Raw genomic sequence first — 24,560 nt, forward strand, 5'->3', positions numbered from 1 at the left:
CCCCCACACGGGTCGAGAGCGTGCTACGGTTGACTCTGTCAGCAGGGCGGTCCGCCGCGCACAACGCGAACAGGCACCGGCTGGCGGGTTCGTCGGGGGTCCACTCCGGTCGACATGTCCATCAGTACCCGGAGACCATTCGACACAGCCGCACAGGCCCGACGAAACGAATCTTGATCATCTTCTTCGCTTCACCCCCACAGACGCAGTCCGCCACAGCGCGCATCGATGCGCGTCATACCGTGCGGTCGCTGCGACTCCCCCGATTCTCCCGGCACACCCCGCCGGGCGTCCCGCGCGTCTGCTGACGCGCATCCCAATGAACTCCGGACCGGCACTCGGTTCGGGCAACACGGTCACTCAGGTGGGTGGCCCGTACACAAAGGATAAGCAGTATGGCTACAGGTACCGTCAAGTGGTTCAACGCTGAGAAGGGCTTCGGCTTCATCGAGCCCAGCGATGGATCCGCTGACGTCTTCACCCACTTCAGCGCTATCGAGGGCTCGGGTTACCGCAGCCTCGAAGAGGGCCAGTCGGTGGACTTCGAGGCGGAGTCCAGCCCGAAGGGCATGCAGGCGACGAGCGTTCGCGTTCTCTGATTCTCCTGCAGAGCGGGGGTCGACGGTCCTGGACCGGCGGCCCCCGCTCTTCTGTTCCCACTGCGTCACGCAGCTGCACGACCCTCCGACGCCCACCCTGTCTCACGTCTTCCACCCGTTCGAAGACGGCCCCGAAGAGAAGCGGTACGTCCTATGCCTGCATCCGCCCCGTCCTCCCGTCCGCTCACAGACAGCCGGCACATGACCTCGATCACCCGTGATCCCGTCACGGACTCCCCCGTCAGAGAATCCGGTGTCATCCGGACACGACCGTTCCCTCCGTTGGCGAAGTCGTATCTGGAGGTGTCCACGATCGTCCGCGGTGAGGGCCTGCTGGCGCGCACCCCCTGGTTCTACACGATGGTGGGCGCGGGGCTCGTGCTGGGTCTGGCCGGCTGCATCACGGGCTTCATCCTGTTGGGTGACAGCTGGTTCCAGCTGCTCATCGCCACCGCTCTGGGCATCCTCTTGACACAAGTGGCGTTCCTCGCTCACGAAGCCGCGCACCGCACGGTCCTGTCGACCGGCCCGGCGAACGACAGGCTCGCACTGGTCCTGGGGGCCGTCGTCGGTATGAGCTATTCGTGGTGGGATTCGAAGCACTCCCGGCACCACGGAAACCCGAATGTCGTCGGCAGGGATCCGGACATCGCGCCGGGAGTCCTGTCGTTCGCCGCAGAGGATGCCGCCAAGTCGAAGGGGCTCCTCCGCCTGCTGCAGTCACGGCAGGGATGGTTGTTCTTCCCTCTGCTCACCCTTGAGGGCCTCAACCTCTACGTGCAGGGCTACGCCCACCTGTGCTCACGGGGGAAGGTCAAGCACCGCTGGCAGGAGCTGACCCTCCTCACCGTTCGGACGGTCCTCTTCCTGTTCCCGATCTTCTTCTTCCTGCCACTGGGCATGGCGTTCGCCTTCCTGGGCGTCCAGTTGGCCGTGTTCGGCGTCTACATGGGGGCGTCATTCGCACCCAATCACAAGGGCATGCCGATCATCGACCGCGCCGTCACGATCGATTTCTTCTCGAAGCAGGTCCGCCTGTCCCGCAACATCCGAGGCGGCTGGTGGGCGACCTGGTTCATGGGTGGCCTGAACTACCAGATCGAACACCACCTGTTTCCCAGCATGCCGCGCCCGCACTTGGCACGGACTCGTCAGATCGTCATCGAGAAGTGCCGTGAGCTGGGTGTCCCGTACACGGAGACGAGCCTCCTGAAGTCGTACGGGATCGTCATCTCCTACTTGAATCGTGTGGGGCTGGCCGCTCGCGACCCGTTCGACTGCCCCATGGTCGCGGAGTTCCGCAGGGCCTGATCGCACGGTCGCCTTCGCTCGCGTACGCTCACCATGATGGCGGCAACGGAATCCTCAGGCGCGCGCGCCGGCTGGATGGACATGCTGCGCGGTCTGGCCGTGCTGCTGGTCGCGGTCTTCCACATCCAGTACCCGCTCATGGAGCGGGTGCCCGGCACTCCGGACGTGCTCCTGCGCGTGGGCGAATCGATGCAGCCGTTCCGGATGCCGCTCCTCTTCTTCCTGTCCGGTCTGCTGCTGCCCCGTTCACTGGCGAAGCCGCCGCGCACGTATGTCACGGGCAAGCTGCGCGGCCTCGTCTGGCCGTTCGTGCTGTGGACCGTCATCGTCGCGATCACCTTCGAGGCGCTCTGGCGCGACGAGGACCGCTGGTGGCTGCTCACGGATGCGACGGCCATGCTGACCGGTTTCCAGCACCTGTGGTTCCTGTCGGTGCTCATCGTCTGCTATGCGCTGGCGCCGCTCACCCGTCTGGTGCCGGCCTGGGTCCTGCCCCTGCCGATGGCCTTCGCGTCGTCGTTCCTCACTTCGGACGCCCCGTGGGTGGAGTACGGGGAGAAGGTCCTCTGGTACGGCGCGTTCTTCTTCGCGGGTGCCGCCGTCGCCGAGGTCGTCACCCGCTGGCAGCGCCTCTCACCACTGGTGCCGGCTGGGATGCTGGCGCTCGCGCTGGCGTGGGGGTACCTGGCCGCGCAGGATCAGGAGCTGCGCACGACGCTGGGCTTCGCGTCGTTCATCATGTCGCTCGTGGGCGTCCTGGGGATCACGTGGCTGGCGCCCCGCGTGCCGCGGATCCGCTTCCTGGAATGGGCGGGCCGGGGCTCGATCGTCGTCTACCTGGTGAACCTCACGACGATCACGCTCGCCTTCGAATCGATCGATGCCCTGGGGATCGAGCAGCCGTGGCTCATCACTCTCATCCTCATCGTCGCGGGCCTGGTGATCCCGGTCGCGATGGTGCCGCTGTCCCGCACCGTCCTCTTCACCTGGCCGGCACGGCGGTCACTTCGACGAGCTTGACGACCGATCCTGCCGTTGGATGCTTGATCCCGGCAACCATGAATCGGGGATCTCGAAGACGTACCTCAGGGGAGACGATCGGACCACCCGCTCGACGATCAGAGGAACCACCACCCCCGCGATCAGCAGCACCGGCACCAGAACCACCAGCGAGTCGACACCGATCGCCATGAGGACGATGCGGAGTCCGGCGATCACGATGATGTGAGCCAAGTAGACCGACAGTGTGTGTCGCCCCACGAGTGCGAAGAGTTCTCGCACGCGCGGGATGAACATGATGATCACCACCACACCGGCGATGATGAACTGCCCCAGCCACGACAGGATCACAGACGGAAACAGCCACGCCTGTCGACCCGCTTCGATCTGCTCAGGGGTAGCCCCCACGGATGCGGGCACGATCTCCGTGCCGAAGAACGGCAGTGCCGCGAGGAGAGCCAGTGCACCGACGATCAGCACCCACCCGCGATTCTCCGTGAAGACGACGCGGGCACGGCGCACGCCGATCATCGCACCGACCGTGCTGAACCCGATGAGCGCAAGTCCGGACAGGCCGATGAAGCCAGGGGACCATCCCCAGACCGCGACACTCGCCAGGACCAGAAGTGGCGCAGTGAGCCACGGGGCACGCTCCCACGGTCTGACCACAGCGATGACTGCAGCGGAGACAGCGATATAGGGCACGAACCACAAGTGGGCCACGGGCTCCCAGATACTCAGCGCTTGCCTGATCGTAACGGGGTGATTCTTCAGCGACGAGGTGAGCACCTCTGCACTCATCTGGATGACGTACCAGATGACGTACATGTACAGAGCGAAGACCGCCCGCCGCGCGATGTACGTCTTCGAGCCGTACTTCTCCGCCCCGTAGGAGATGAACATGCCCAGCACCAGCGCGATGGCAGGCATGCGGAACGCATAGAACCATTCGTTGAAGAGGTAGAGCGGTGCGGAGGGGTCCAGGAGACCAGCGCCGCGCACCCCGCCCACCACGTGGCTGAAGACGACTCCGATGACCGCGATGCCGCGGAAGATGTCGATCTCCTGATTCCGCTGCATCTCACTCCTACGGTCGGCGGGCTCCTCCGCCGATCATCCTATATTCGTGTCACACCATTCACCGCCGCAGACCGCCCGGCCGCCGCCTGATCGCCTTCTCCGCACCGCTGACCAGCAGCAGCGCCGAGGCGAACCAGATCGCACCGCCGGGTCCCACGACCGTCGCGATCGCACCCGCCGCGACCGGCAGCGCCACCTGTCCCAGCCTGTTCCCCAGCAGCCGCACCGCCAGTGCGGTGCTGCGCCACGCGGTGGGAACGCTCTGCACCACGAGGGTCATGGTGAGCGGCTGGCCCAGCCCCAGGAAGAAGCCGCCCACCGCCATGAGGATGATCGTGACGACGGTCCACGTGAGCGTCCACGGCGTCGACACGAACATGAGACCCGCACCCAGCAGACTGACGATGACGAGGTCGCTGCGGCGGAAGCGTGCGGAGAGCCACGGCAGGCAGATGCGGGAGGCGATGGTCGCGCCCGCGCGCACGGCCAGGAAGACACCCACCCACATCGGGGCGACGCCGTGCTGCTCGCCCACGACCGGCAGGAACGCGATGAGCAGGTCCATCATCGTCAGCAGCGCCAGCGAGGCGACCATGTGCGACGGGATCCGCGGCAGTCGCAGGATCCCCAGCATCGTCGGCTTGCCAGCCGGCTCCGCCGCCGAGGCCGCCGCGTCTCCTTCTGCCGCCGCACCATCATCGTCGGCGAGCTTCGCCGATGCGCTCGCCGCGCCGTCATCCTGGGGACGGGCCCGGCCGAACAGCAGTGGGGCGATGACCGGCACCGCGGCGGCAGCCACGACCATGCCCACGAGCATCGCCAGTCGGATGCCGGCCGCACGGTCGTCCGCATCGCTCCCGCTGCCCAGCAGGAAGCCGCCCAGCAGGGGACCCACCAGCTGCCCCACGGCGTAACCAGCGGTGAACCAGCCGAAGCCGCGGTCCAGATCGCCGGACGGCATGTGGCGTGCGATGGCGGACTGTCCGCCGATCGTGAAGACGATGTGCGCGACGCCCAGGATGACGGACCCCACTGCGACCAGCAGGATCGTGTGGGCGTAGGACAGCAACAGGCAGGCTCCCGCGAAGATGAGAGCACCGGTCGCGATGAGCAGCGACAGGCGGGACAGACGCTCCGCCAGGCGTCCCAGCCACATGATGAGCACCAGCGGCAGCAGGGCGTAGGCGGAGGTCACGAGACCCACGGTCGCCGCATCCGCGCCCATCCCCAGCAGCTGGTAGCTGACCGTGGGTCGCACGAGGTTGAGTGTGGTCTGGGTGAGGATGGCGCTGCCCACCAGCAACCACAGCCACGGTGTGCGCCGTTCCCCGTGCGGTTCCTCCACCGTGGTCAGGCCTCCGTCAGTTCGAGTGGGCGAGCAACTGCTGGGTGTCGGCCGCGCGCATGTAGCGGGCGAACGTCTCCTGCGCCTTATCTGCGTCATCGTCTGCCAGTGCGCTCACGCACTCGTCCAGCAGCCGCCGCATGTCGCTCTCCCAGTGGAGGGCGGACATCCCGCCCAGGTCCAGCTCCACGATCGAGTTGAAGTCGAAGCTGTCCAGCCATTCCGCGAACTCCCGCACGATGGTGACGGGGCCGCTGGGCGGAGTGGATTCCGCCAGCACGTCCTTCGCCCAATCGACCCGGGCCGAGGCCGCCATGATGTCCGCCCGCAGTCGGATGCGCGTCGTGCCGTCCGGTTCCTCCTCCTCGATGACCTGGTCGACGGAGTCGTCGAAGGCGAGCCACCATTGGAACGGCACCTGCCAGCGGGCGATCTGCGAGTAGATCTGGTCGCCCTTCTCCCGGCGCAGCCAGTCCATCCGGTCGATCGAGGCGACCCGGCGGACGCTGCGCGGCACCAGCGGATCCAGGAGAGCCTGCGGGGTGGACTCCTCGAGCTCCTGGATCGCGCCCCACGACAGCACGTCCTGCTGGACGGGCCAGACACGGTCGATCCCGTCCCAGGTCTGTGCACCGGGCAGCACCATCCGCATGCGCGGCGTGGCCGGGGGCAGCGGTGAGGGCGGGAGGATGAGGAGGCGCTCGTCCGCGTCCTGGTGCAGCGACGCCTCGATCTGCTCGCGGTCACCGCCGGCGGCCTCGTCCTGCCAGCGCGGGTGGGCCGCGAGCGGCTCGAAGATGCGGAGGACCAGTTCGTACGGGCGGGAGAACGACATGTGCTCCAGCTTATCCGCGGGCACGGACAGCGCGTCGCAGGGTCGTCCGAACGAGCGTCCGCATCGCGATACCGACGCTCTCAGAGTCCTCTCGGAACGCTCCCCGGAATGGCTCACCACAGGCCAACGGGGTACGATACTGCGGAGAACGATGGAAGACGGACCAGGGACCTCGTGTCACCCGCCCTGGATGAGCACGGAGGGGGTCAGGCCAGTGGGTCGCGGTCGCGCCAAGGCGAAGCAGATCAAGGTCGCTCGAAAGCTCAAGTACTACAGCCCGGAGACGGACCTCACCGCACTCCAGCGAGAGCTGGGAGGAGAGTCCGCAGAGTCGGACTTCGACGGTGAGAGCGATTACTCCGAGTACGCGGACAAGTACGACGACTTCGATGACGAGGACGACAGCGGAACGCACCGCTGACAGTCGCACGCAGCACAGCTGAGGGGGATGGGAACCGATCGGTTCCCATCCCCCTCAGCGTTGCAACCGCCACATACCCACATCCGTCAACCCTGACGCAGTTGTCGTCCCCTCCATGAGCGGAATGCTGCCAGTCGGCTCGACGGCCAATGCCACCATCGCTTCCCGCGCACCAAATTCAACAGACGCCCCGTCTCGTCATGCTCCGCCATTCGCATGCTGCTGAACTCATGAGACCCACTGGTGACGCTCACCTCTGTGTCGAAGCGCACTCCCGCGACAACGAGATTAGGCCTCCGCTGCTGCATGAAAAGCCAGTTGGGCCGCCCCCTTCATTCGGTCCGGTCGCTCTGTGAGTCGTCGGTTTCGATTTGATGGGTGCACTGCCGAGCGTACTCGGCCGGGGGTAGGTAGCCGAGCGAGGAGTGCCGACGCTGATGGTTGTACTCGGTCTTCCAGTCGCCGATCACGACCTGGGCGTGCAGCAGTGAGTAGAAGCTGTTGATGTTGAGGCACTCGTCGCGGAGGCGGCTGTTGAACGATTCGACGTATCCGTTGCGCCACGGCGAGCCCGGAGGGATGTAGGACAGGCCGGTGCGGGTGCCAGCCCAGTCGGCCATCGCCTCGCTGATGAACTCCGGCCCGTTGTCCGACCTGAGCACCGCCGGGGCGCCCCGGGCGGCGACGAGGTCCTCGAGGTGGGCGGTGAGTCGGTCGGCGGTAATCGAGCGCTCCACGAGGCCGCCGATGCACTCCCGGGTGTGTTCGTCGACGATGGAGCAGATCTTGATCAATCGTCCGTGCTCGTCGGCGTCGAACTGGAAGTCCACCGCCCACACCACGTTCGGCGCGTCCGCCGTCGGCGCGTCGACGGTCGAGGACCCGACGCGCTTGCGTCGACGCCGCTGCGGGACCCGGAGCCCTTCGTCACGCCACAGGCGTTGGATCTTCTTGTGGTTCACCACCCACCCCTCGGCGCGGGCGTCGTGATACGCCCGCCGATACCCGTAGCGGGGATGGTCCTTCGCCCAGGCGCGCAGCCACTCCCTGAGCGCCCGATCCGGGTCTGCAGCCGTGTCGCCCTTGAGCGGGCGACGGTACGCGGAGCGGCTCAGCCCGGCTAGACGGCACGCCATCCGTTCGCTCACCCGCAACTTGCGCTTGAGGTGATCGACGGCGGCGCGGCGCCTGTCCGGGCTTAGAAGTTTCCCTCAGCCAGCTCCTTGAGCGCGGCCTTCTCCAGCTCCGCTTCCGCGAGCAGACGCTTCAGGGTCGCGTTCTGCTTCTCCAACTCCTTCAGGCGCTTTGCGTCGTCGGCCTTGAGGCCGCCGTACTGGTTCCGCCACCGGTAGTACGTCTGCTCGGACACCCCCAGCTCCCGGCACACCGCCGCGACGTCCTGACCATCGGTGAGCATCCTGTCGGCCTGCCCGAGCTTACGGACGACCTGCTCCGGGGTGTGACGCTTCCTGCTGTTCGACATGATCTGACCAGTCTCCCTGCCCGCAACCACGGGCGACAGGACGACTCCCAGAACCACCGGACCTAAAAAACGGGGTCAGCCCACAGTCGTCACCGCCCCAGATCCTGAGGGATGAAGGAATCGGCACGTAGTCGTCATGCCGCATGAACATGGCCATTCCGAAGCCAAGAGTCACGTGCTCATAGGTTGCAAGACGAACCTTGGGCGCCTCGAGTCGAGGCCGGTTAAGGTACGCACCGTCGATTCCAACGATTCCTACCCACTTGCGACTCAGCTGAAGGGCAGCTATGTCGAACAGCTCGGCATCGAAGGACACGTCGTCATTGAGAATCGCGAGCAACTGTGACCGCGCTTTCACAGCACCCAGGTTCCAAGCCGGATTCACATAGATGTTCTCACGCTGATCGAGAACCCTAAGTTTCGGATACGCAAATGAGATCGGCTGCGGAGCGTTGTTGATCACCAGGATCTCCGATACCAACGGATGCCCGGAGCACAACTTCACCAGTGGCTCGAGCTCCGCGGCTCGCTGCAACGTCGGAATGATCACAGAGAACTGAGCTTGATCCATCAGTATCGCCACACTCCATCTACTACTGGATCAAAGATCCCAATTCCGCTACCGCGCGAGAGTCTCACTTCTCACGTCCACCGAACTCCACCTATCGTCGACCTTCGCACTGCCGCCCGTCAGTCGATGAGGATCGCGGCGCCGGCGTCGACGCCCTTGGCGCCCTGCACGTAGGCGTCCGATCCCTGGTGCGCTCCGTCGTCGGTCAGCACCTCGCCCAGCGTCCACGCCCCGGGGTAGGCACGCAGCACGTCGTCGACCCGGTCCGCGGCGACGGACAGCACCATGCCCACGCCCTGGTTCCACGTGCGCTCGCGGTCCAGCAGCGGGACGCCGCCCAGCTCGCCCAGGACGTCGAAGACGGCGGGCACGGTCCACGAGGAGCGACGCATGACGCCCACGGTCCCCTGCGGCAGGATCCGGGCGACGTTGGCGCTCAGCCCGCCGCCGGTCACATGCGAGATCGAGTGCACCGCGCCCGGCAGCTCGCGGATGAGCGCCAGCAGCGGTCCCGCATAGACGCGCGTGGGTGTGAGGACTTCCTCGCCCAGCGACCGGCTGAACTCCGGCACCTCGCGATCGAGGGTCCACTCGGCGTCTGCGATGATGCGGCGCACCAGCGAGTAGCCGTTCGAATGCAGGCCCGAGGACGGAAGCCCCACAAGCACGTCACCGGCCTCGACGCGGTGCGCGCCCAGGACTTCATCCGCCTCGACGACACCCGTCGCGGCGCCGGCCACGTCGTACTCGTCGACGCCCAGCAGGCCGGGGTGCTCGGCGGTCTCGCCGCCTACCAGGGCCACACCGGCGCTGGCGCAGGCCTCCGCGATGCCGCGCACGATCGCGGCGATCCGCTCCGGAACCACCTTGCCGCACGCGATGTAGTCCGTCATGAACAGCGGTTTCGCCCCGATCACGACGATGTCGTCGACGACCATGCCCACGAGGTCGTGGCCGATCGTGTCGTGGATGTCCAGCTGCTGGGCCAGGGCGACCTTCGTGCCCACGCCGTCCGTGGACGTCGCCAGCTGCGGGCGACGGAAATCCTTGAGAGCCGAGGCGTCGAAGAGGCCGGCGAATCCGCCGAAGCCGCCCACGACCTCGGGCCCGTGGGTGGTGGTGATCGCAGCCTTCATGAGTTCGACGGCGCGGTCACCGGCCTCCACGTCGACGCCGGCGGCGGCGTAGGTGGTGCCCTGTGCGGGCGTTGCACCGGTCGAACCGGTCATGTCCATCACCTCGTGTGTGTGAGTTCCATCCCGGGTCCCTCGACGGGGATCGGGTACTTGCCGGAGAAGCAGGCCGTGCACAGTCCTTCCGCGGGCTGGCGGGTGGCCTCGATCATCCCGTCCAGGGAGATGTAGCCCAGGGAGTCCGCGCCCAGGTTGGCGGCGATCTCCTGGGTGTCGAGGCCGTTCGCGATGAGCTCCGCGCGGGTGGCGAAGTCGATGCCGTAGAAGCACGGCCACTTGACCGGCGGGGACGAGATCCGCACGTGGACCTCCGTGGCCCCGGCGGCGCGCAGCATGCCCACGATGGCCCGCTGCGTGTTGCCGCGGACGATCGAATCGTCGACGACGACGAGGCGCTTGCCCTCGATGTTCTCGCGCAGCGGGTTGAGCTTGAGGCGGATGCCCAGCTGACGCAGCGACTGGGTGGGCTGGATGAAGGTGCGGCCCACGTAGGCGTTCTTCATGAGGCCCTCCCCGTAAGGGATGCCGGACTCCTCCGCGTAGCCCACGGCGGCGGGAACGCCCGAGGCCGGGGTCGCGATGACCATGTCCGCATCCACCTGATGCTCGCGGGCCAGGGCACGACCCATCTCCACACGGGCGGCGTGGACCGTGCGGCCGCCGATGACGCTGTCCGGACGGGCGACGTAGACGTACTCGAAGACGCAGGTCTTGGGGTCCTTCTCCGCGAATCGCTCCGACCGCAGTCCCTGCTCGTCGATCGCGATGAGCTCGCCGGGTTCCACCTCGCGGACGAATGTGGCACCCACGATGTCGAGGGCTGCGGTCTCCGAGGCGACGACCCAGCCGCGCTCCAGCCGGCCCAGTGCCAGCGGGCGCACGCCGTGCCGGTCGCGGGCGGCGTAGAGCGTGCCCTCGTCCATGAAGACGAGGCTGAAGGCGCCGTCCAGCTTGGGCAGGAGGTTGAGCGCCGCATCGCGCAGCGACCCCTCCCCAGCCGATCCGAAAAGCTCCGTGATGAGCGAGGTGTCGCTGGACGAGTCACGGTGCCCGCGTGTGCGCAGCGGCTTGTTCGTGGCCTGCGCGACGGTCTGCCGGTGGTCGTCGCGGTACTCGTCCGCCAGAGCCTCGAGGGTCTCGACGTTCGTGAGGTTGCCGTTGTGGGCGAGCGCCAGCGTGCCGAAGGGCGTGGGCCCCAGAGTGGGTTGCGCGTTCTCCCACGAGGAGGCGCCGTGCGTGGCGTAGCGCGTGTGGCCCACCGCCATGTGACCCGGCAGGGTCTCCAGATCCGATTCCTTGAAGACGGAGGAGACGAGGCCCATGTCGCGGTAGACGAGGATCTGCTGGCCGTTGCTGGCGGCGATGCCGGCGGACTCCTGCCCGCGATGCTGCAGGGCGTAGAGGCCGAAGTAGGTGAGGCGGGCGACTTCTTCGCCGGGAGCCCAGACGCCGAAGACACCGCACTCCTCGCCGGGAGGGGTATCGAGGGCACTGTTGTCTACTGCTGATTGCGTGGGTGCGGGGGTGGTCGTCGCGTGCTGGGCGCGAGACAGGTTCACTGCTGGCACTGCCTCAGTCTTCCACACGCGGGGCGATGGTCGAACCCGCGTCCGGCCGGTCCGCACCGTCCCGCTGGTCCGGCGACCAGCCCGGGGCGGTCCCGTTCACCGAGGGAGACGCCGGGCGACGGGCGGTGTACTCCGCCCGCACCGTGTACTGCTTGGCCTTCTTCGCATTGATCCGGTCGAGGACGAGGGCGACGGCTCCTCCGAGGCCCAGGCCCAGGATGCCCAGGAGCATCATGAGCAGTCCCATCGAGGCACCCAGAGAGTAATCGGCCGTCAGCTGCGAGGTGTCGACCGGCAGCAGGACGAGGACACCGGCGACGATGAAGCCCAGGATCAGACCGGCGACCATGAAGGCGCCGTAGCGGGGGCTGCGCCGGACGACGACGTCCAGGTCGTCGGTCATCCGGATGGCATCGTCGTCGGTCATCGATTCCTTCTTCAGGCACGGTGCGGGGGTCGGACACACAGTCTAGTGGGTGGCGATGCGAAGGATCATGCCACTCACGACTGAGCCAATGAACTGAACTTCAGACGGGGAAGCTCGAACAGAAGTCGGACCGGGAGCGTCGTCGAGCAGTAGGCCAGAATCGACCCTGCCATGAGAGCTACCGAGAAGTTGACTGCAACCACAACGTACGGCTCATCGACCCCCACAGCCACCAATCCAGCGCCCACCCACAGCATCAGCGGATAGTGAGCCAGATAGAAGACGATGGACCGCCTGCCCACCCACTCGACAGCCGCGCTACCCCAGCGGCAACGATAGAACTCTGATGCCCAGCCCACCGCCGTCGCGATGCCAGTCAGAGTCACGCTGATCGAGACGAGTTGCGAGCTCGGCAACGGCAGAAGATTCAGCAGAAGCGTTGCGAGCAGAGTCGTCCAGCGCACCGCTCTGTACGAGATGAAGGCGCGCAGACGGACAGACGACTGGAACTGAGCGCCGAGGAAGAAGAAGGCTGAGAACAAGACGAACTTGCTGATGAACCCCCGATCCGCGATCACGATGGACACGACGATCGCGACGATGGGGACGACACCAGGGGGAATCTTTGTCAACAGTGGCGCAGCACAGTAGTAGAGGAATACGAAGAGCAGGAACCAGATGTACGAGACCGGGATCCACTCATGGGGCATGAAGAGGAACCCCAGTTGACCCGTCGACGCAAGCAGAATGACAGCCCACACCACATACGGCCAAAGAAGCTTGCGTACCTTCCCGCCGTAGAACTCGCCCATCGACTTGGTGAGTGAGTGCGGGAGAAGGATTCCGGACAAGAACATGAGCACCGGCATCCTGTACGGCCCGAGGAACTCGTTGATCCAGCCGACGGCCACGGGAGCCGGAATCCCGTGGTAGAGCTGAGGGATTGCACTCGCATGCCATACGAGCAGGGCGATGATCGCTGATCCGCGGACGAAGTCGATCCACACGATCCGGCCATCATCTGTCCGCGCTTGCCGACGCGACGCGTCCCCTTGCTCGCCTGATCTCATGTGTGGTCTCCGTCGCGCGTCACAGCTTCATGACGACGGTCTTCGTCTGGGTGTACTCGTCGAACGCCTCGATCGACTTCTCGCGGCCGTAGCCGGACTTCTTGAAGCCGCCGAAGGGTAGCTCCACCCCGCCACCGGCGCCGTACGTGTTCACGAACACCTGGCCGGCTTCGATCTGGTGCGCCATCCGGTGCGCCCGCGACAAGTTGGTCGTCCAGACCGCTGACACCAGTCCGTACTCCGTGCCGTTCGCCAGGGCGAGGGCCTCGTTGTCATCCTCGAATCGGGTGAGAGCGACGACGGGACCGAAGACCTCCTCGTGAAAGATACGCTGCGACGGATCCACATCCGCCACGATCGTGGGCGAGACGAAGGCCCCTCCTGCCAGTTCCTCTGCGAGGCCTTCCGGACGACCTCCGCCCACGAGGATCTGCGAGGCATCGACCTCATCGAGGAACCCCTGGACCCTGTCCCGCTGCTTCGCGGAGACCAGCGGCCCCAGCCCGGGATCGTCGATGCCGCGGCCCACAGTGATCGCCTCCAAGGCCCGGCTCATCTTCTCTACGACCTCGTCGTGCACGGAGGCGTGGACCAGGAGTCGCGATCCAGCAGAGCAGGTCTGTCCCGCATTCTGTGTGAATGACCTCACCAGGCTGGGCACCGCGCCGTCGATGTCCGCATCCGCGAACACGACGTTGGCGGACTTGCCGCCCAGTTCCAGGACGGTGGGAATGACACGGTCCGCGGCGGCGTGGGCGATGAGTGACCCGGTCGCGGTCGACCCGACGAAGCCCAGGTGCGCAATTCGGGGGTGCTTCGCCAGCGCGTCGCCGGCCTCCGCCCCCAAGCCCACGACGACGTTGAAGGCGCCCGCCGGGAATCCAGCCTCATGGATGAGCTCTGCCAGTCGCACCGTGGTGCGAGGGGTCTCATCCGCCGGCTTCGCCACGGCGCAGTTCCCGGTGGCCAGGGACGTCGCCGCTGCACGGCCGATGAGCTGCAGCGGGTAGTTCCACGCGACGATGTGCCCCGTCACTCCGTACGGCTCGCGACGGGTGTAGACGTGCATGTCGTCGCCCAGTGGGATCTGGTGGCCGTAGTAGGCCTCGATCGTGTGGCCGTAGAAGTCGAAGTAGCGGGCGCAGACGTCCACGTCCGCGTAGGCCTGCGTCAGCGGCTTGCCCGTGTCCTCCGATTCCAGCCGCGCCAGTTCCTCGCGGTTCGCGCGGATGAGCGCTCCGGTCGCCACCAGCAGCTTCGAGCGCTGCTCCGGGGAGCTGCGGCGCCACTCCTTCTGCGCGGCGGCGGCCGATTGCACGGCTGCGTCGACCTCGTCCTCGCCGGACCGTGCGACCTGTCCGATCTCCTCCCCTGTCGCGGGGTCGATGTTGGAGTAGGTCCGCAGGGACGGCAGATGCCGTCCGCCGATGAAGGATGTGGTCTGCACTGTGCGAGGTGTCATGTCTTCATTGAACACCAGCACTGCCCGCCCGGTCACCGGGTGTCCGATGAGCGAGTCAGGCGAGCGCGCGACCCTGCGGATCGAACAGCGGCAGCAGGCCGCTCAAGTCCGACCGTATTCCCGATGCTGCGACTGCGTGGGTGCGCATCGCGTCCTCGAAGTCGAGGCGACCGGTGACGAGCGCCAGCCATGTCCCTGCGTCGGCCTCGACGGTGTTGGGAGGGGTCCCGCGCGTGTGCTTGGGGCCTTCCACTGCCTGGATGACTCCGAACGGCGGCACCCTCACTTCGACGCTTCCGCCTGGATGCCGGTGGGCGAATTCCTCGAGGGTGAAGCGCACTGCGGTCGCCAGCGTCTGCCGGTCGACGCCGGAAGAACCGCAGACGACTGCCGCGCACCATGTGTCGAGTGCCGAACGTCCGACCTGCGGGTTCGTGCGGCGCTTCGGGCTCACGATCTGCTCCTCTGCACCGCGGTGACGGCTTCGCCCAAGCACACGGCTCCCACCGTCTGCGGCTCGCCACCGTCATCGATGCCTCCGGTGACGGGAGTGGTGAGTCGACGGCCCAGGTCCTCTGCGGCATCCGGGTCGACGGCGCCGACCGACCCCAGCAGCGCCAACGCCACACGGGTGGTGGGACGGGACGAGCCGTCGAGGCATTTGACGGCGACGGACCAGCCTTCTGGTGTCGCCATGACCATGACGCCTTCCGCTCCGAACTTCGCGAAGATGCCCAGCTCCTCGATCACCGTGGTGTTGGGCCGGCCCGCGCCTTCGACCCCCCATGGGTGCTCCAGCACTGCGTCCATGAGCGACGCGGCTTCCGTGTCCATCCGCTGCGCCACCCGGCTGATTCCCGTTGCGAGTGCGCGCAGAGTGAGCGCATAGACCGGCGCACCGCACCCGTCCGTGCCGACAGCCTGCGGCGGCCCACCGGTGTAGGTGCGAACCACCGCTTCGACCTCCTGCTGCACCGGATGCGTGGGGTCGAGATACGTGCGGGGGTCATGTCCTCCAGCGACGGCGGCCAGGAGGAATGCCGCGTGCTTGCCGGAGCAGTTGAAGTGAAGAGGGGATCGCACGTGCCCGTCAGCTGCTCGCGCTTCCCACGTCGCACGATCCGCAGGAATGACGGACGGGCACTGGAGCGCCGACTCATCGAGCCCCGCGGACGCCAACATGGCTGTCACGACGTCGATGTGGCGCTGCTCGGATCGATGGGATGCCGTGGCGAGAGCGGCGGCCGGCCCGTCGAGCTCTGCGCCTGCCCGCATACTGGCGATCGCCTGCAGCGGCTTGAGAGTCGACCGGACGAAGACGGGCTGATCGGTCGCGCCCAGCGCTGCGGTTGGAACTCCCTCGGGGTCCAGGAGGACGGCGGAGCCCACGTGGCGGGACTCGATGAAACCGGACCGTTCGACGACGGCCAGTTCCACGGCGTCCTGAGACGAGAAGGTGTGGAGTGCCATGCGGCTCAGTTGCCGGTACCGGTGATCTGATCCATCGCCGTGGGGTCAGAGTCGCGGAGGAACTTCTCCACGCGAGCGGCTTCCTCCGCCTCCCCGATCCCGGCCGCCGCCCGACCCAGCGCGTAGAGGGCGCGGAGGAATCCGCGGTTCACCTCGTGCGACCACGGGATGGGGCCGGTGCCGCGCCAGCCCGCGCCGCGCAGCGCGTCGAGCCCGCGATGGTAGCCGACGCGCGCGTAGGCATACGAATCGACCAGTCGGCCTTCGTCGAAGGCTTCGTCCGCGAGCTCCGCCCAGGCGAGGCTGGACGCCGGCAGAGCCGCGGCGACGTCGGTGGGTTCCGTCCCCGCGTCCAGGCGCTTGAGTGCGTCGACGTCCGGGTGGTCATCCGGCAGGTAGGTGGGCTGCGGCCCCAGCTGCGAGGCGTCGAGGTTGCCGATGTGCGAGGGATTCCCCAGGTTCTGGCTCATGCGTTCAGGGTACCGGGCACTGAGCGCCGCGCATCCCCCATCTGCTCCGCCACTCGAGTTTAGACTTCACTCGAATGTCGTACGTGTGACATCGTCAAATGAGGAGCATTGCATGGCAGGCCGACTCGTCGTCATCCAACCGGACTCGTTCCACCGTCGCGGCACAGATCTACTTCTCGAGGCAAAGACCCTCAGTGGGGTGACAGCGTTCGCTCGCCAGTGGCCAGGTGACGTCACAGTCGTCGCGCGACCCGCGACCGGCGATCCGCCTTCCCACCTCGTGCAGACCAGAATCGCCTCTTTACAGTTCGACGTGATCCTCAGCGACGACCTCTTCAACCCCGCGCATCGGCGTGGAGCGTCCGCGACTCTTGCTCTCCACACAGTCGGAAACGTACCCCTCCTGCGCTTCGAGCCGCATCGCCTGATCTTACTGACGGAGAACCCGCTGAGGCAGCGCCTTGCGACCTCTTTCATCGGGAACTCAGCCGTAGGCGGCGCGCGTTCCGCAATCGGCCATCTGCGTCGCGCGCCGGCACTGTGGAACATGGTCCGCGCTGCAGGAGGAATCCAGTGCAACGGCTACCCGACGTGGAACGCCTACGCTCACCTCTCCGATAATCCAATCCTCTTCTTCGACAGCAGGGTCACGGATACTCAGATCGCGAAATCGCAGAGTGAGTTCGCGGCGACCTCAACAGCGACAAAACCTCTGACCGCGGCATTCTCCGGTCGACTGATCGCGATGAAAGGACCGCAGTATGCGATTCAGGCTATTCAGAGCGTCTCGGAGTCAGATATCGACCGGATCTTCGTGCTGGGTGACGGCGACATGGCCGAATCTCTCAAGCGGCAGTCACGCGCGATCGGCCATCGCGTCGACTTCGTAGGACACCTTCCGTACGAGACCGAGTGGGTCGAGTTCATTCGGCAACACGTCAACGTCATGTTGCTCCCCCATACACAGGGCGACCCCGCAGGTACGTACATTGAATCTTCTGCTCTAGGCGTCCCTGTCGTTGGCTTCGCGAATCAGGCGCTCTCACCATTGGCAGATCGGCACGGAATCGGCTGGACCGTTCGCATGCGGACCAGTAGTGCGCTTTCCACGAAACTGAAGGAGCTCGCGCGATCTCCACAGCAGGTCAGAGCTGCGGGCGAACGAGGCATTGATTTCGCTTCACGGCACACCTTCGAAACAGAGTTCCGACGTCGAGTCCTTCACATCCGCGAGGTCGTGCAAGACTGACATCCGACCACATCGTTCAGGAGAGAGGAATCCTCACGCCTCCTCGTCGCCGCGGACAGCGAATGGGTCGGCAGTGAGAACGCCGTCGACTCCAGCGTCGACCAGCTCTTGCATGTCGTCGGCTGGCACCTGGCCCTCCACCCAGATCGACAGGACGGTATCGGTCCAGTCGTCCAGCCCGCTTGTATCCGCAGGTATTGCCGCGCCCCAATAGCCCGCGGCCGCGAGCTCGTCCGGCGTGCTGCTCTCCACGTCCCCGTCGAACAGTGCGACGGCGCCTGCCTGGGCGGCCTGCTGCGCGAGTCCCTCGTCGGACGTGCGAACGATGATCGCGTCCTGCCGTTCCGCCTCTGCTGCGCTCGACAGCACTGCCTCGAGCTCCCCGCTGGTGTCCACGGCCGGCAGGAAGATCGTGTCCTCACCGTAGTCTGCGAAGACTTCCGCCCAGGTTGCAGGAGTGCCCGCGTTCGTATCGTCTCGCGGCGCTGGGATCGATGCGTCTGCGAATTCCTCCGCCGTCAGCTCACCGTATGGGGCCGAGTAGACGTCTTCACCGTCTCCGGCTCCCAGCACGACGGTTCCATCTCTCAGCTCGACGAGATCGATGGCCGGAGCGAAACCGAACCGGACGTTCTCACGGACCGCCTCGGCAGAGTTCGCCGGGTACACAGCAGAACCTGCTTCGTCCGCCGCGATCACAGGCGTGGGCATCGACTCCACGGTCACCGGACCGCCGGAACTCACGGCGCTCCAGACGATGACACCCACGACGGCGGCGACCGCGCCCCCCGCGATGACGAGCGGAGCCAGCGTCCGGCGACTCGAACGATTCGCCTTCGCCTCTGCGACACGCGCGTCCCAATCCGCCTGCTCCTCCGAACTCACCTGACCTGCGGTACGCGCCTTCCGCGCGTCCTCCGAGGTCGACTTCTTCAGGTTCTCCGGCGTCAGATCCGCCAGCGTCTCCATCCGGTCACTGCGATCACGACCGCGCTTCCTCTTGGCCACCTCGAGGCTCACCTGCTCCGATCTCTGTTGGACGCCGCACCCGTCAGCAGGCCGCGCAGGAACCCTGTGCCCCAGCTCAAATGCATGGTGGGCAGCACGAGAGCGAACCAGCACCGTTCGCGCAGGCCCGCATCGGGCGCGCGCCAGGCCGCCGCCACGATCCCGGCGACATACGAGAGGCTGGGCACGTGCACGAGTGCCGTGAAGCGCCGAAGCAGCCGGGGCCACCGGCGAGTCGCACCGCCCAGCTGCAGCAGCGCCTCGATGAGGGCTGCAGCGACGCCCAGCACCAGCAGCGGTGGAGCGAAGTAACGCAGGGAGTTGCGCGAGCCGTGGCGACGGACGATCTCCGCACGCCACACCCCGGTCGCGTAGAACTGCTGAGCGAGCTTCGACCAGGACGCCCGCGGCCAGTAGGTGACACGCAGGTCCGGGTCGAACCAGACCAGCCCCCCGACCTCCCGGATCCTGAGGTTGAGCTCCCAGTCCTGACCACGTCGCAGGGTCTCGTCGAAGCCACCCAGCACGTCGAACACTTCACGACGGAAGACACCCAGGTACGCCGATTCCGCCTCCTGGGCCTCATCGCCCGCGTGGTATGCAGGTCCGCCCAGACCGATCCGAGACATGTAGGCGCGGGCGACCGCTCGCTGGAAGGCCCCACGGCCTCGGGCCTCCATGAGCCCGCCCAGGTTGGCGGCGCCGGTGTCCCGCAGGATGTCGATGCCGCGGGAGGTGTAGTCGGCTGTCAGCTCCGAGTGCGCGTCGACCCGGATCACGACCGGATGCGTCGTGCGTGCAACGGCGAGGTTCAGACCGATCGGGGTATCACCGCGCGGGTTGTCGACGACGACGACGCGCGGATCCGCGGCCGCCATGCGGGTGACGATCTCCGTCGTCCCATCCGTCGACGGCCCCAGCGCCACGACGATCTCCTGCGGGCCCGCGTACTCCTGCGCCAGGATCGTCGTGATCGCCTCCTCCACGTGCCCCGCCTCATTGAGGATCGGCATGATGTAGGAGACGCCAGGAAGCGAAGGCAGAGCGGGCAGTGCGTCGAGGGTGGGACCCGCCTGCGCGGAGTGCGTCGTCCGGTTCACTTGTGCTTCACATACTCCTCGACGACCGCGTCCGTCTCTCCGTCCGCACGCAGTTCGCCCTTCTCGATCCAGATCGTCCTGTTGCACGTGTCCTTGATCGAACGCATCGAATGAGAGACGAGGAACACCGTGCCGGCCGCCTCGCGGATCTCCCGGATGCGGGCCTCGGACCGCTTCTGGAACTCGCGGTCACCCACGCTCAGCGCTTCGTCGACGATGAGGATCTCGTGGTGCTTCGCCGTCGCGATGCCGAACTTCAACCGGGCGGTCATCCCGGAAGAGTACGTGCGCATCGGCATGTCGATGAACTCCCGCAGACCGGTGAACTCGACGATGTCGTCGTACTTCTCCTCGATCTCCGTCCGGGTCATGCCCAGCGCCAGACCGCCCAGGATGATGTTCCGGCTGCCGGAGAGATCGTTCAACAGAGCCGCACCGATGCCCAGCAGGTTAGGCCGGCTCTTCGCGTACACGGCTCCCCGAGTGGCGGGTGTGAGCCCGGTGATCGTCCGCATGAGCGTCGACTTGCCGGACCCGTTGGTCCCGATGATGCCGATCGACTCATTGGCGTTCGCGACGAAGGAGACGCCTTTGAGCGCATGCACCGTCTGCAGCGACCGGCCGCGGTTCAGCAGACCGCCCACACTCGACGCTGTCGCCTTCTTGCCCGTCGCGAGGGTGCTGTACTCGACGTGCACGTCGTCGCAGATGACGACCGGATCCTCGGCCGTCACCCCATCACGGGCCCCCGCGTCAGTTGGCTCGGCCATAGCGCTCCTCCGCCTTCCAGAAGAAGACCGTGCCGACGGACACCATCACGACCGCCCACACGCTGAAGTTGAACCAGTACTCGACGGGCATCTCATGGTCCTCGAGCAGGATCCCGCGCGCGATCGAGAGCACGTTGTGCAACGGGTGCCAGTCGTAGATGGCCGCGAAGATGGGCGGCCGTCCCTCGAGCAGACGGCTGGGATCGAAGAACACCCCCGATGTGTAGAAGATCATCCTCGAGACGAAGGGGATGAGCTGGCTGAGGTCGCGGAAGTGGACCGTGAGTCGCGAGAAGATGAAGGCGATCCCCAGGTTGAAGATCGTGAAGAGCAGCACGAGGGGGATGAAGAGGAACCAGGACCAGTCGGGGCGCGAGCCGAAGATGATCGCGAGGATGAACATCAGTGCCAGCGTGGGCATGAAGTTCATGAGGTTCTCCAGGACCTTCGCCACGGGCAGCACCATGCGGGGGAACGGCAGGGACTGCACGAGGCTCGTGTTGGAGATGATCGCCTTCGCACCGCCGTTCATCGACGAGTTGAAGAACTCCAGCGAGAAGACACCGATCACCAGGAACGACACGAAATTGTCCGGCCGGCTGGCCCCGGTCATGATGAAGCCGAACACGGTTCCGTAGACAAGCGCCTGGAAGCTGGGGCGCAGAAGCACCCACGCCATCCCCAGCCGATTGCGCTCGTTCTCACTCTGGATCCGGTACCGGGCCAGGGACAGGGTGAAGTCCCGACGCTCCCAGACCTGCTTGAGGTAGGTGGGGAGGGGTGGTCGGGCACCGACGCGGGCGAGGCCGAAACGTTCGGCCTTCTCCGCCAGTTCGGAACTCTTGCTCATCGAGTGGAAGCGCTCTCCTCAGGGACACGGACACGGCGATTCTAGCCCTCGAACCCTGTGCCCCTTCACGGACACCGGCGCGCCGCACCGACTACTGTGAGACGCGTGAAGGTACTTGTGATCGGTTCCGGCGCCCGCGAACACGCCCTCGTCTCTGCCCTGTCCCGCGACCCGCAGGTCGGCGCGGTGATCGCCGCACCCGGGAACCCAGGCATCGACCTGCTGTGCGACACCCGCCCGCTGGACCAGACAGACCCGCAGGCCGCCGTGGCGCTGGCCCGCGAACTGGACGTCGACCTCATCGTGGTGGGCCCTGAGGCCCCACTGGTCGCCGGCGTCGCGGATGCGCTGCGCGAGGCGTCGTTCCCCGTGTTCGGCCCCGGCCAGGAGGCCGCGACCCTCGAGGGGTCGAAGACCTACGCGAAGGAGGTCATGGAGACGGCGGGGGTGCCGACCGCGCAGGCGGTGGCCGCCACTGATCCCGCGCAGGCAGCGGAAGCACTGGACCGCTTCGGCGCTCCCTACGTCGTCAAGGCCGACGGCCTGGCGGCCGGGAAGGGTGTCGTCGTCACCGAGGACCGTGCCGAGGCGCTGGCGCATGCGGAGAGCTGCCTGGCAGCGGCCGACCGCGTCGTCATCGAGGAGTACTTGGACGGGCCGGAGGTCTCCCTCTTCGTCGTCTGCGACGGCACCACGGCTGTCCCCCTGTCCCCCGCACAGGACTTCAAGCGGATCGGCGATGACGACGCCGGCCCCAACACCGGGGGAATGGGCGCGTACTCACCGCTGGACTGGGTCCCCGCGGGCCTGGAGGACGACGTGATCGCCCGTGTGGCCCAGCCGGTCGTCGAGGAGATGGCCCGACGCGGAAGCCCGTTCGTGGGCCTCCTGTACTGCGGACTGGCGCTCACCTCCCGCGGCATGAGGGTCATCGAGTTCAACGTGCGCTTCGGCGATCCGGAGACGCAGTCCGTCCTGACGCGCCTGCGCACTCCGCTGGGCGGGCTGCTGCTGGCCGCCGCGCAGGGCACGCTGTCCGATCACCCCGCACTCGAGTGGGATCCGCGCCCCGCGGTCACGGTCGTCCTGGCCGCGGCGGACTATCCGAACGCTCCGCAGACAGGCGACCCGATCGCGGGGCTCGAGGAGGCGCTGGCGCTTCCCGACGTGGACGTCCTGCATGCGGGGACGACGAAGGACGCCGACGGCCAGTTCGTCACCAGTGGCGGACGGGTCCTGTCCGTCGTCGCGCTGGGCGATGATCTGGCGGCGGCGCGAGCCCGCGCCTACGAAGCGGCCGGCTACATCAGCTGGGACGGCGTGCAGCACCGGACCGACATCGCGCTCAAGGCCGAGCGCGGGCAGATCACGGTGCCCGGGGCCTCGGCGGTGGCGGAGTCCGCGACTGAGGAGGCGAGCGCGCCAGCCGTGCCCGGCTGGGTGCACGCGTACTCCGGGAAGGTGCGCGACCTCTACATCCGCGAAGGTGAGCAGGCGCTGGAGCTGGCGACGGAGGTGCTCATGGTCGCCTCCGACCGAATCAGCGCCTACGACTGGGTGCTGCCCACGGAGATCCCTGACAAGGGGAAGGTGCTGACGGGGCTGAGCCTGTGGTGGTTCGACCAGTCGGCCGATCTGGTGGGCAACCATGTTGTGAGCGTCGATGTGCCGCAGGAGGTGGCCGGACGAGGCATGATCTGCACGCGTCTGGACATGTTCCCCGTCGAGTGCGTGGCGCGCGGGCATCTGACGGGATCCGGCCTGGCCGACTACCGCGCCAGCGGCACGGTGGGCGGCAATGCGCTGCCGGAGGGCCTGGGCGAGGCGAGCCCGCTGGACCCCGCGATCTACACCCCGGCAACGAAGGCCGCGGTGGGCGATCACGACGAGAACATCGACTTCGACGCGACCGTGCGATTGCTGGGCGAGGAGGACGCGGAGCGCCTGCGGGACCTCACGCTGCAGGTGTTCGAGCGGGCGCGTCAGATCGCCGCGGAGCGGGGCATCTTGCTGGCGGACACGAAGTTCGAGTTCGGACGGGACGCGCAGGGTGCGATCGTGCTGGCGGACGAGGTGCTGACCCCCGATTCGTCTCGCTTCTGGGACGCGGAGTCGTTCGTGGCGGGCGAAGCGCAGGACAGCTTCGACAAGCAGTTCGTCCGCGACTGGCTGACATCAGCAGAGTCCGGCTGGGACAAGTCCGGGGACGTGCCCCCTCCGCCCCTGCCGGCGGATGTCGTCGAGCGGACGCGCCAGCGGTACCTCGACGCCTTCACGCGTCTGACGGGGCGAGAGTTCCCGGCGTGACGAGCGCGTCGCCGGCCGCCAGCGTCGTCGTGCCCTCGCGCGGCGGTGTGCGGCGCCTGCCGATCCTGCTGGGGGGACTGCACCGGCAGGAACGGGACGACTTCGAGGTCATCATCGTCCTGGACGGCGACATCGACCGATCGCGGATCGCGGTCGAACGGTTCATTGCGGCGTTCGGGGACCGGCTGCGCATCGTCGAGTTCCCGGAGAACCGAGGGCGGGTGGCCGCGCTCAACGCAGGATTCGCCGAGGCCCGCGGACACGTGCTCATTCGGTGCGACGACGACTTGGAACCCGCCCCCGAGTTCGTCGACGCCCATGTCGAGACGCACCAGCAGAACGCGAATGCGGGAGTCGTGGGGCTGTACCGGAACCGCTTCTCCGACACCCGGTACGCCCGTGTCTACGGGAGGCCGCGCGACGTCCGCTTTCGGGAGGAGGCATACACACGCCCCGTGGGCGAGTCGTGGGTCTACTGGGCGGGCAACAGCTCAGTCACGCGAGCGACCTACGACCGCGTCGGCGAGTACGACGCGGATTACAGCGCTTACGGTTGGGAGGACATCGATTACGGGTTCCGGCTGCGGCAAGCAGGCGTCCGAGTGATCCTGGCGCCGGCGGCTGAGACCACCCACAACGCGGCCGCTGTCACGACTCGGGTCCGCATGAAGCGCGCGTATTACTCAGGAGCAGCCCGCAGGCTGTTCGATGAGAAGCACCCCACCGCATTGAACGGTCAGGCAGTCGAAGAGACCAGGTCGTCGACACTGTGGGAACAACTCGTCGCCCTCGAATCGACAGTGCTCTCCACCGGAACCGTTGAAAAGGCCGGGGCCGCGATCGACTGCGTCATCCCTTTCCTGCCTCGCTATATCGCTGAGAAGCTCGTCGCTTCCGGGGTCGAGGCCGCCAGCCTCGCTGGTCAGCAGACAGAGCAGAATCTGAAGCGCACCTTCTGATGGTCGGGGTCTG

At 66.8% G+C, this 24,560-nt stretch carries 24 protein-coding genes; 7 read left to right on the top strand and 17 right to left on the bottom strand.

Annotated features, from left to right (window positions below):
* Positions 1 to 395 precede the first annotated feature (395 nt).
* From HGBR_RS05075 to HGBR_RS05085, 3 genes are all read left to right on the top strand, one after another.
* A complete protein-coding gene (locus tag HGBR_RS05075; RefSeq protein ID WP_019158244.1) occupies positions 396 to 599 on the top strand; it encodes a cold-shock protein in 204 nt (67 codons plus the stop codon).
* Positions 600 to 800: 201 nt separating this feature from the next.
* Positions 801 to 1,910 carry a fatty acid desaturase family protein gene (locus tag HGBR_RS05080; protein ID WP_019158245.1) on the top strand — a complete coding sequence of 370 codons (1,110 nt, stop codon included), beginning with the start codon at positions 801 to 803 and terminating at the stop codon, positions 1,908 to 1,910.
* Positions 1,911 to 1,946: 36 nt separating this feature from the next.
* Complete coding sequence (locus HGBR_RS05085; protein WP_161601838.1) at positions 1,947 to 2,930, top strand: acyltransferase family protein; 984 nt, start codon at positions 1,947 to 1,949, stop codon at positions 2,928 to 2,930.
* On the opposite strand, the gene HGBR_RS05090 is transcribed toward HGBR_RS05085, so the two are convergent.
* The 3 genes from HGBR_RS05090 to HGBR_RS05100 are packed head-to-tail and all read right to left on the bottom strand — an operon-like array spanning position 2,913 to position 6,169.
* Positions 2,913 to 3,989 carry an acyltransferase family protein gene (locus HGBR_RS05090; protein ID WP_019158247.1) on the bottom strand — a complete coding sequence of 359 codons (1,077 nt, stop codon included), beginning with the start codon at positions 3,987 to 3,989 and terminating at the stop codon, positions 2,913 to 2,915. The genes HGBR_RS05085 and HGBR_RS05090 overlap by 18 nt on opposite strands.
* A 58-nt stretch (positions 3,990 to 4,047) precedes the next feature.
* The gene (locus HGBR_RS05095) at positions 4,048 to 5,334 is read right to left on the bottom strand and encodes an MFS transporter (protein ID WP_019158248.1); all 1,287 of its coding nucleotides are present in this window, start codon (positions 5,332 to 5,334) and stop codon (positions 4,048 to 4,050) included.
* 16 nt (positions 5,335 to 5,350) lie between these two features.
* Positions 5,351 to 6,169, bottom strand: a complete 819-nt coding sequence (locus tag HGBR_RS05100; RefSeq protein WP_019158249.1) for a DUF8083 family protein — start codon at positions 6,167 to 6,169, stop codon at positions 5,351 to 5,353.
* Positions 6,170 to 6,383: 214 nt separating this feature from the next.
* Here HGBR_RS05100 and HGBR_RS05105 point away from each other — a divergent pair, with 214 nt between their 5' ends.
* Entirely contained in the window at positions 6,384 to 6,590 is a 207-nt protein-coding gene (locus HGBR_RS05105; RefSeq protein ID WP_019158250.1) for a DUF3073 domain-containing protein, read from the top strand.
* Between the two features lie 332 nt (positions 6,591 to 6,922).
* Here HGBR_RS05105 and HGBR_RS05110 read toward each other — a convergent pair.
* The 10 genes from HGBR_RS05110 to HGBR_RS05155 form a co-directional block, all read right to left on the bottom strand.
* Positions 6,923 to 8,073 (bottom strand): IS3 family transposase gene (locus HGBR_RS05110; RefSeq protein ID WP_147522246.1). Its coding sequence is split into 2 segments (ribosomal slippage): positions 6,923 to 7,803 and positions 7,803 to 8,073, totalling 1,152 coding nucleotides; the frame shifts between segments, so codons are not numbered across the junction.
* On the bottom strand, positions 8,027 to 8,656 hold the full coding sequence (locus HGBR_RS19335; RefSeq protein ID WP_083882723.1) for a glycosyltransferase family 2 protein: 630 nt from the start codon (positions 8,654 to 8,656) through the stop codon (positions 8,027 to 8,029). The genes HGBR_RS05110 and HGBR_RS19335 overlap by 47 nt, the downstream gene beginning before the upstream one ends.
* A 107-nt stretch (positions 8,657 to 8,763) precedes the next feature.
* Entirely contained in the window at positions 8,764 to 9,879 is a 1,116-nt protein-coding gene (gene purM / locus HGBR_RS05120) for a phosphoribosylformylglycinamidine cyclo-ligase (protein WP_019158253.1), read from the bottom strand.
* Positions 9,879 to 11,396 carry an amidophosphoribosyltransferase gene (gene purF / locus HGBR_RS05125; RefSeq protein ID WP_019158254.1) on the bottom strand — a complete coding sequence of 506 codons (1,518 nt, stop codon included), beginning with the start codon at positions 11,394 to 11,396 and terminating at the stop codon, positions 9,879 to 9,881. The genes purM and purF overlap by 1 nt, the downstream gene beginning before the upstream one ends.
* A gap of 13 nt (positions 11,397 to 11,409) precedes the next feature.
* The gene (locus tag HGBR_RS18690) at positions 11,410 to 11,832 is read right to left on the bottom strand and encodes a hypothetical protein (protein WP_019158255.1); all 423 of its coding nucleotides are present in this window, start codon (positions 11,830 to 11,832) and stop codon (positions 11,410 to 11,412) included.
* A gap of 74 nt (positions 11,833 to 11,906) precedes the next feature.
* On the bottom strand, positions 11,907 to 12,902 hold the full coding sequence (locus HGBR_RS05135) for an acyltransferase family protein (protein WP_083882724.1): 996 nt from the start codon (positions 12,900 to 12,902) through the stop codon (positions 11,907 to 11,909).
* A 19-nt stretch (positions 12,903 to 12,921) separates the two neighbouring features.
* Positions 12,922 to 14,364 carry an aldehyde dehydrogenase family protein gene (locus HGBR_RS05140; protein WP_026077353.1) on the bottom strand — a complete coding sequence of 481 codons (1,443 nt, stop codon included), beginning with the start codon at positions 14,362 to 14,364 and terminating at the stop codon, positions 12,922 to 12,924.
* A 55-nt stretch (positions 14,365 to 14,419) separates the two neighbouring features.
* Positions 14,420 to 14,818, bottom strand: a complete 399-nt coding sequence (locus HGBR_RS05145) for a sterol carrier family protein (protein ID WP_019158258.1) — start codon at positions 14,816 to 14,818, stop codon at positions 14,420 to 14,422.
* Positions 14,815 to 15,834, bottom strand: coding sequence for an asparaginase (locus tag HGBR_RS05150; protein WP_019158259.1), 1,020 nt, complete (start codon positions 15,832 to 15,834; stop codon positions 14,815 to 14,817). Before HGBR_RS05150 ends, HGBR_RS05145 begins: the two co-directional genes overlap by 4 nt.
* A gap of 5 nt (positions 15,835 to 15,839) precedes the next feature.
* Complete coding sequence (locus HGBR_RS05155; protein ID WP_019158260.1) at positions 15,840 to 16,304, bottom strand: DUF3151 domain-containing protein; 465 nt, start codon at positions 16,302 to 16,304, stop codon at positions 15,840 to 15,842.
* 112 nt (positions 16,305 to 16,416) lie between these two features.
* Between HGBR_RS05155 and HGBR_RS19340 the strand changes: the two genes are divergently transcribed.
* Positions 16,417 to 17,553 carry a glycosyltransferase gene (locus HGBR_RS19340; RefSeq protein ID WP_161601839.1) on the top strand — a complete coding sequence of 379 codons (1,137 nt, stop codon included), beginning with the start codon at positions 16,417 to 16,419 and terminating at the stop codon, positions 17,551 to 17,553.
* Positions 17,554 to 17,586: 33 nt separating this feature from the next.
* On the opposite strand, the gene HGBR_RS05165 is transcribed toward HGBR_RS19340, so the two are convergent.
* From HGBR_RS05165 to HGBR_RS05185, 4 genes are read right to left on the bottom strand one after another with little or no spacing between them, the layout of a single operon-like run.
* On the bottom strand, positions 17,587 to 18,561 hold the full coding sequence (locus HGBR_RS05165) for a hypothetical protein (RefSeq protein ID WP_147522250.1): 975 nt from the start codon (positions 18,559 to 18,561) through the stop codon (positions 17,587 to 17,589).
* Between the two features lie 8 nt (positions 18,562 to 18,569).
* Positions 18,570 to 19,661, bottom strand: a complete 1,092-nt coding sequence (locus tag HGBR_RS05175) for a glycosyltransferase family 2 protein (RefSeq protein ID WP_019158263.1) — start codon at positions 19,659 to 19,661, stop codon at positions 18,570 to 18,572.
* Positions 19,658 to 20,431, bottom strand: coding sequence for an ABC transporter ATP-binding protein (locus HGBR_RS05180; RefSeq protein ID WP_026077356.1), 774 nt, complete (start codon positions 20,429 to 20,431; stop codon positions 19,658 to 19,660). The genes HGBR_RS05175 and HGBR_RS05180 overlap by 4 nt, the downstream gene beginning before the upstream one ends.
* Positions 20,415 to 21,281 carry an ABC transporter permease gene (locus HGBR_RS05185; RefSeq protein ID WP_019158265.1) on the bottom strand — a complete coding sequence of 289 codons (867 nt, stop codon included), beginning with the start codon at positions 21,279 to 21,281 and terminating at the stop codon, positions 20,415 to 20,417. Before HGBR_RS05185 ends, HGBR_RS05180 begins: the two co-directional genes overlap by 17 nt.
* 105 nt (positions 21,282 to 21,386) lie before the next feature.
* Here HGBR_RS05185 and purD point away from each other — a divergent pair, with 105 nt between their 5' ends.
* The gene (gene purD, locus HGBR_RS05190; protein ID WP_026077357.1) at positions 21,387 to 23,588 is read left to right on the top strand and encodes a phosphoribosylamine--glycine ligase; all 2,202 of its coding nucleotides are present in this window, start codon (positions 21,387 to 21,389) and stop codon (positions 23,586 to 23,588) included.
* Positions 23,585 to 24,547 carry a glycosyltransferase family 2 protein gene (locus tag HGBR_RS05195; protein ID WP_019158267.1) on the top strand — a complete coding sequence of 321 codons (963 nt, stop codon included), beginning with the start codon at positions 23,585 to 23,587 and terminating at the stop codon, positions 24,545 to 24,547. The genes purD and HGBR_RS05195 overlap by 4 nt, the downstream gene beginning before the upstream one ends.
* The last annotated feature ends 13 nt before the right edge of the window (positions 24,548 to 24,560 follow it).

This window comes from Brevibacterium senegalense, assembly GCF_000285835.1.
Taxonomy (GTDB): domain Bacteria; phylum Actinomycetota; class Actinomycetes; order Actinomycetales; family Brevibacteriaceae; genus Brevibacterium; species Brevibacterium senegalense.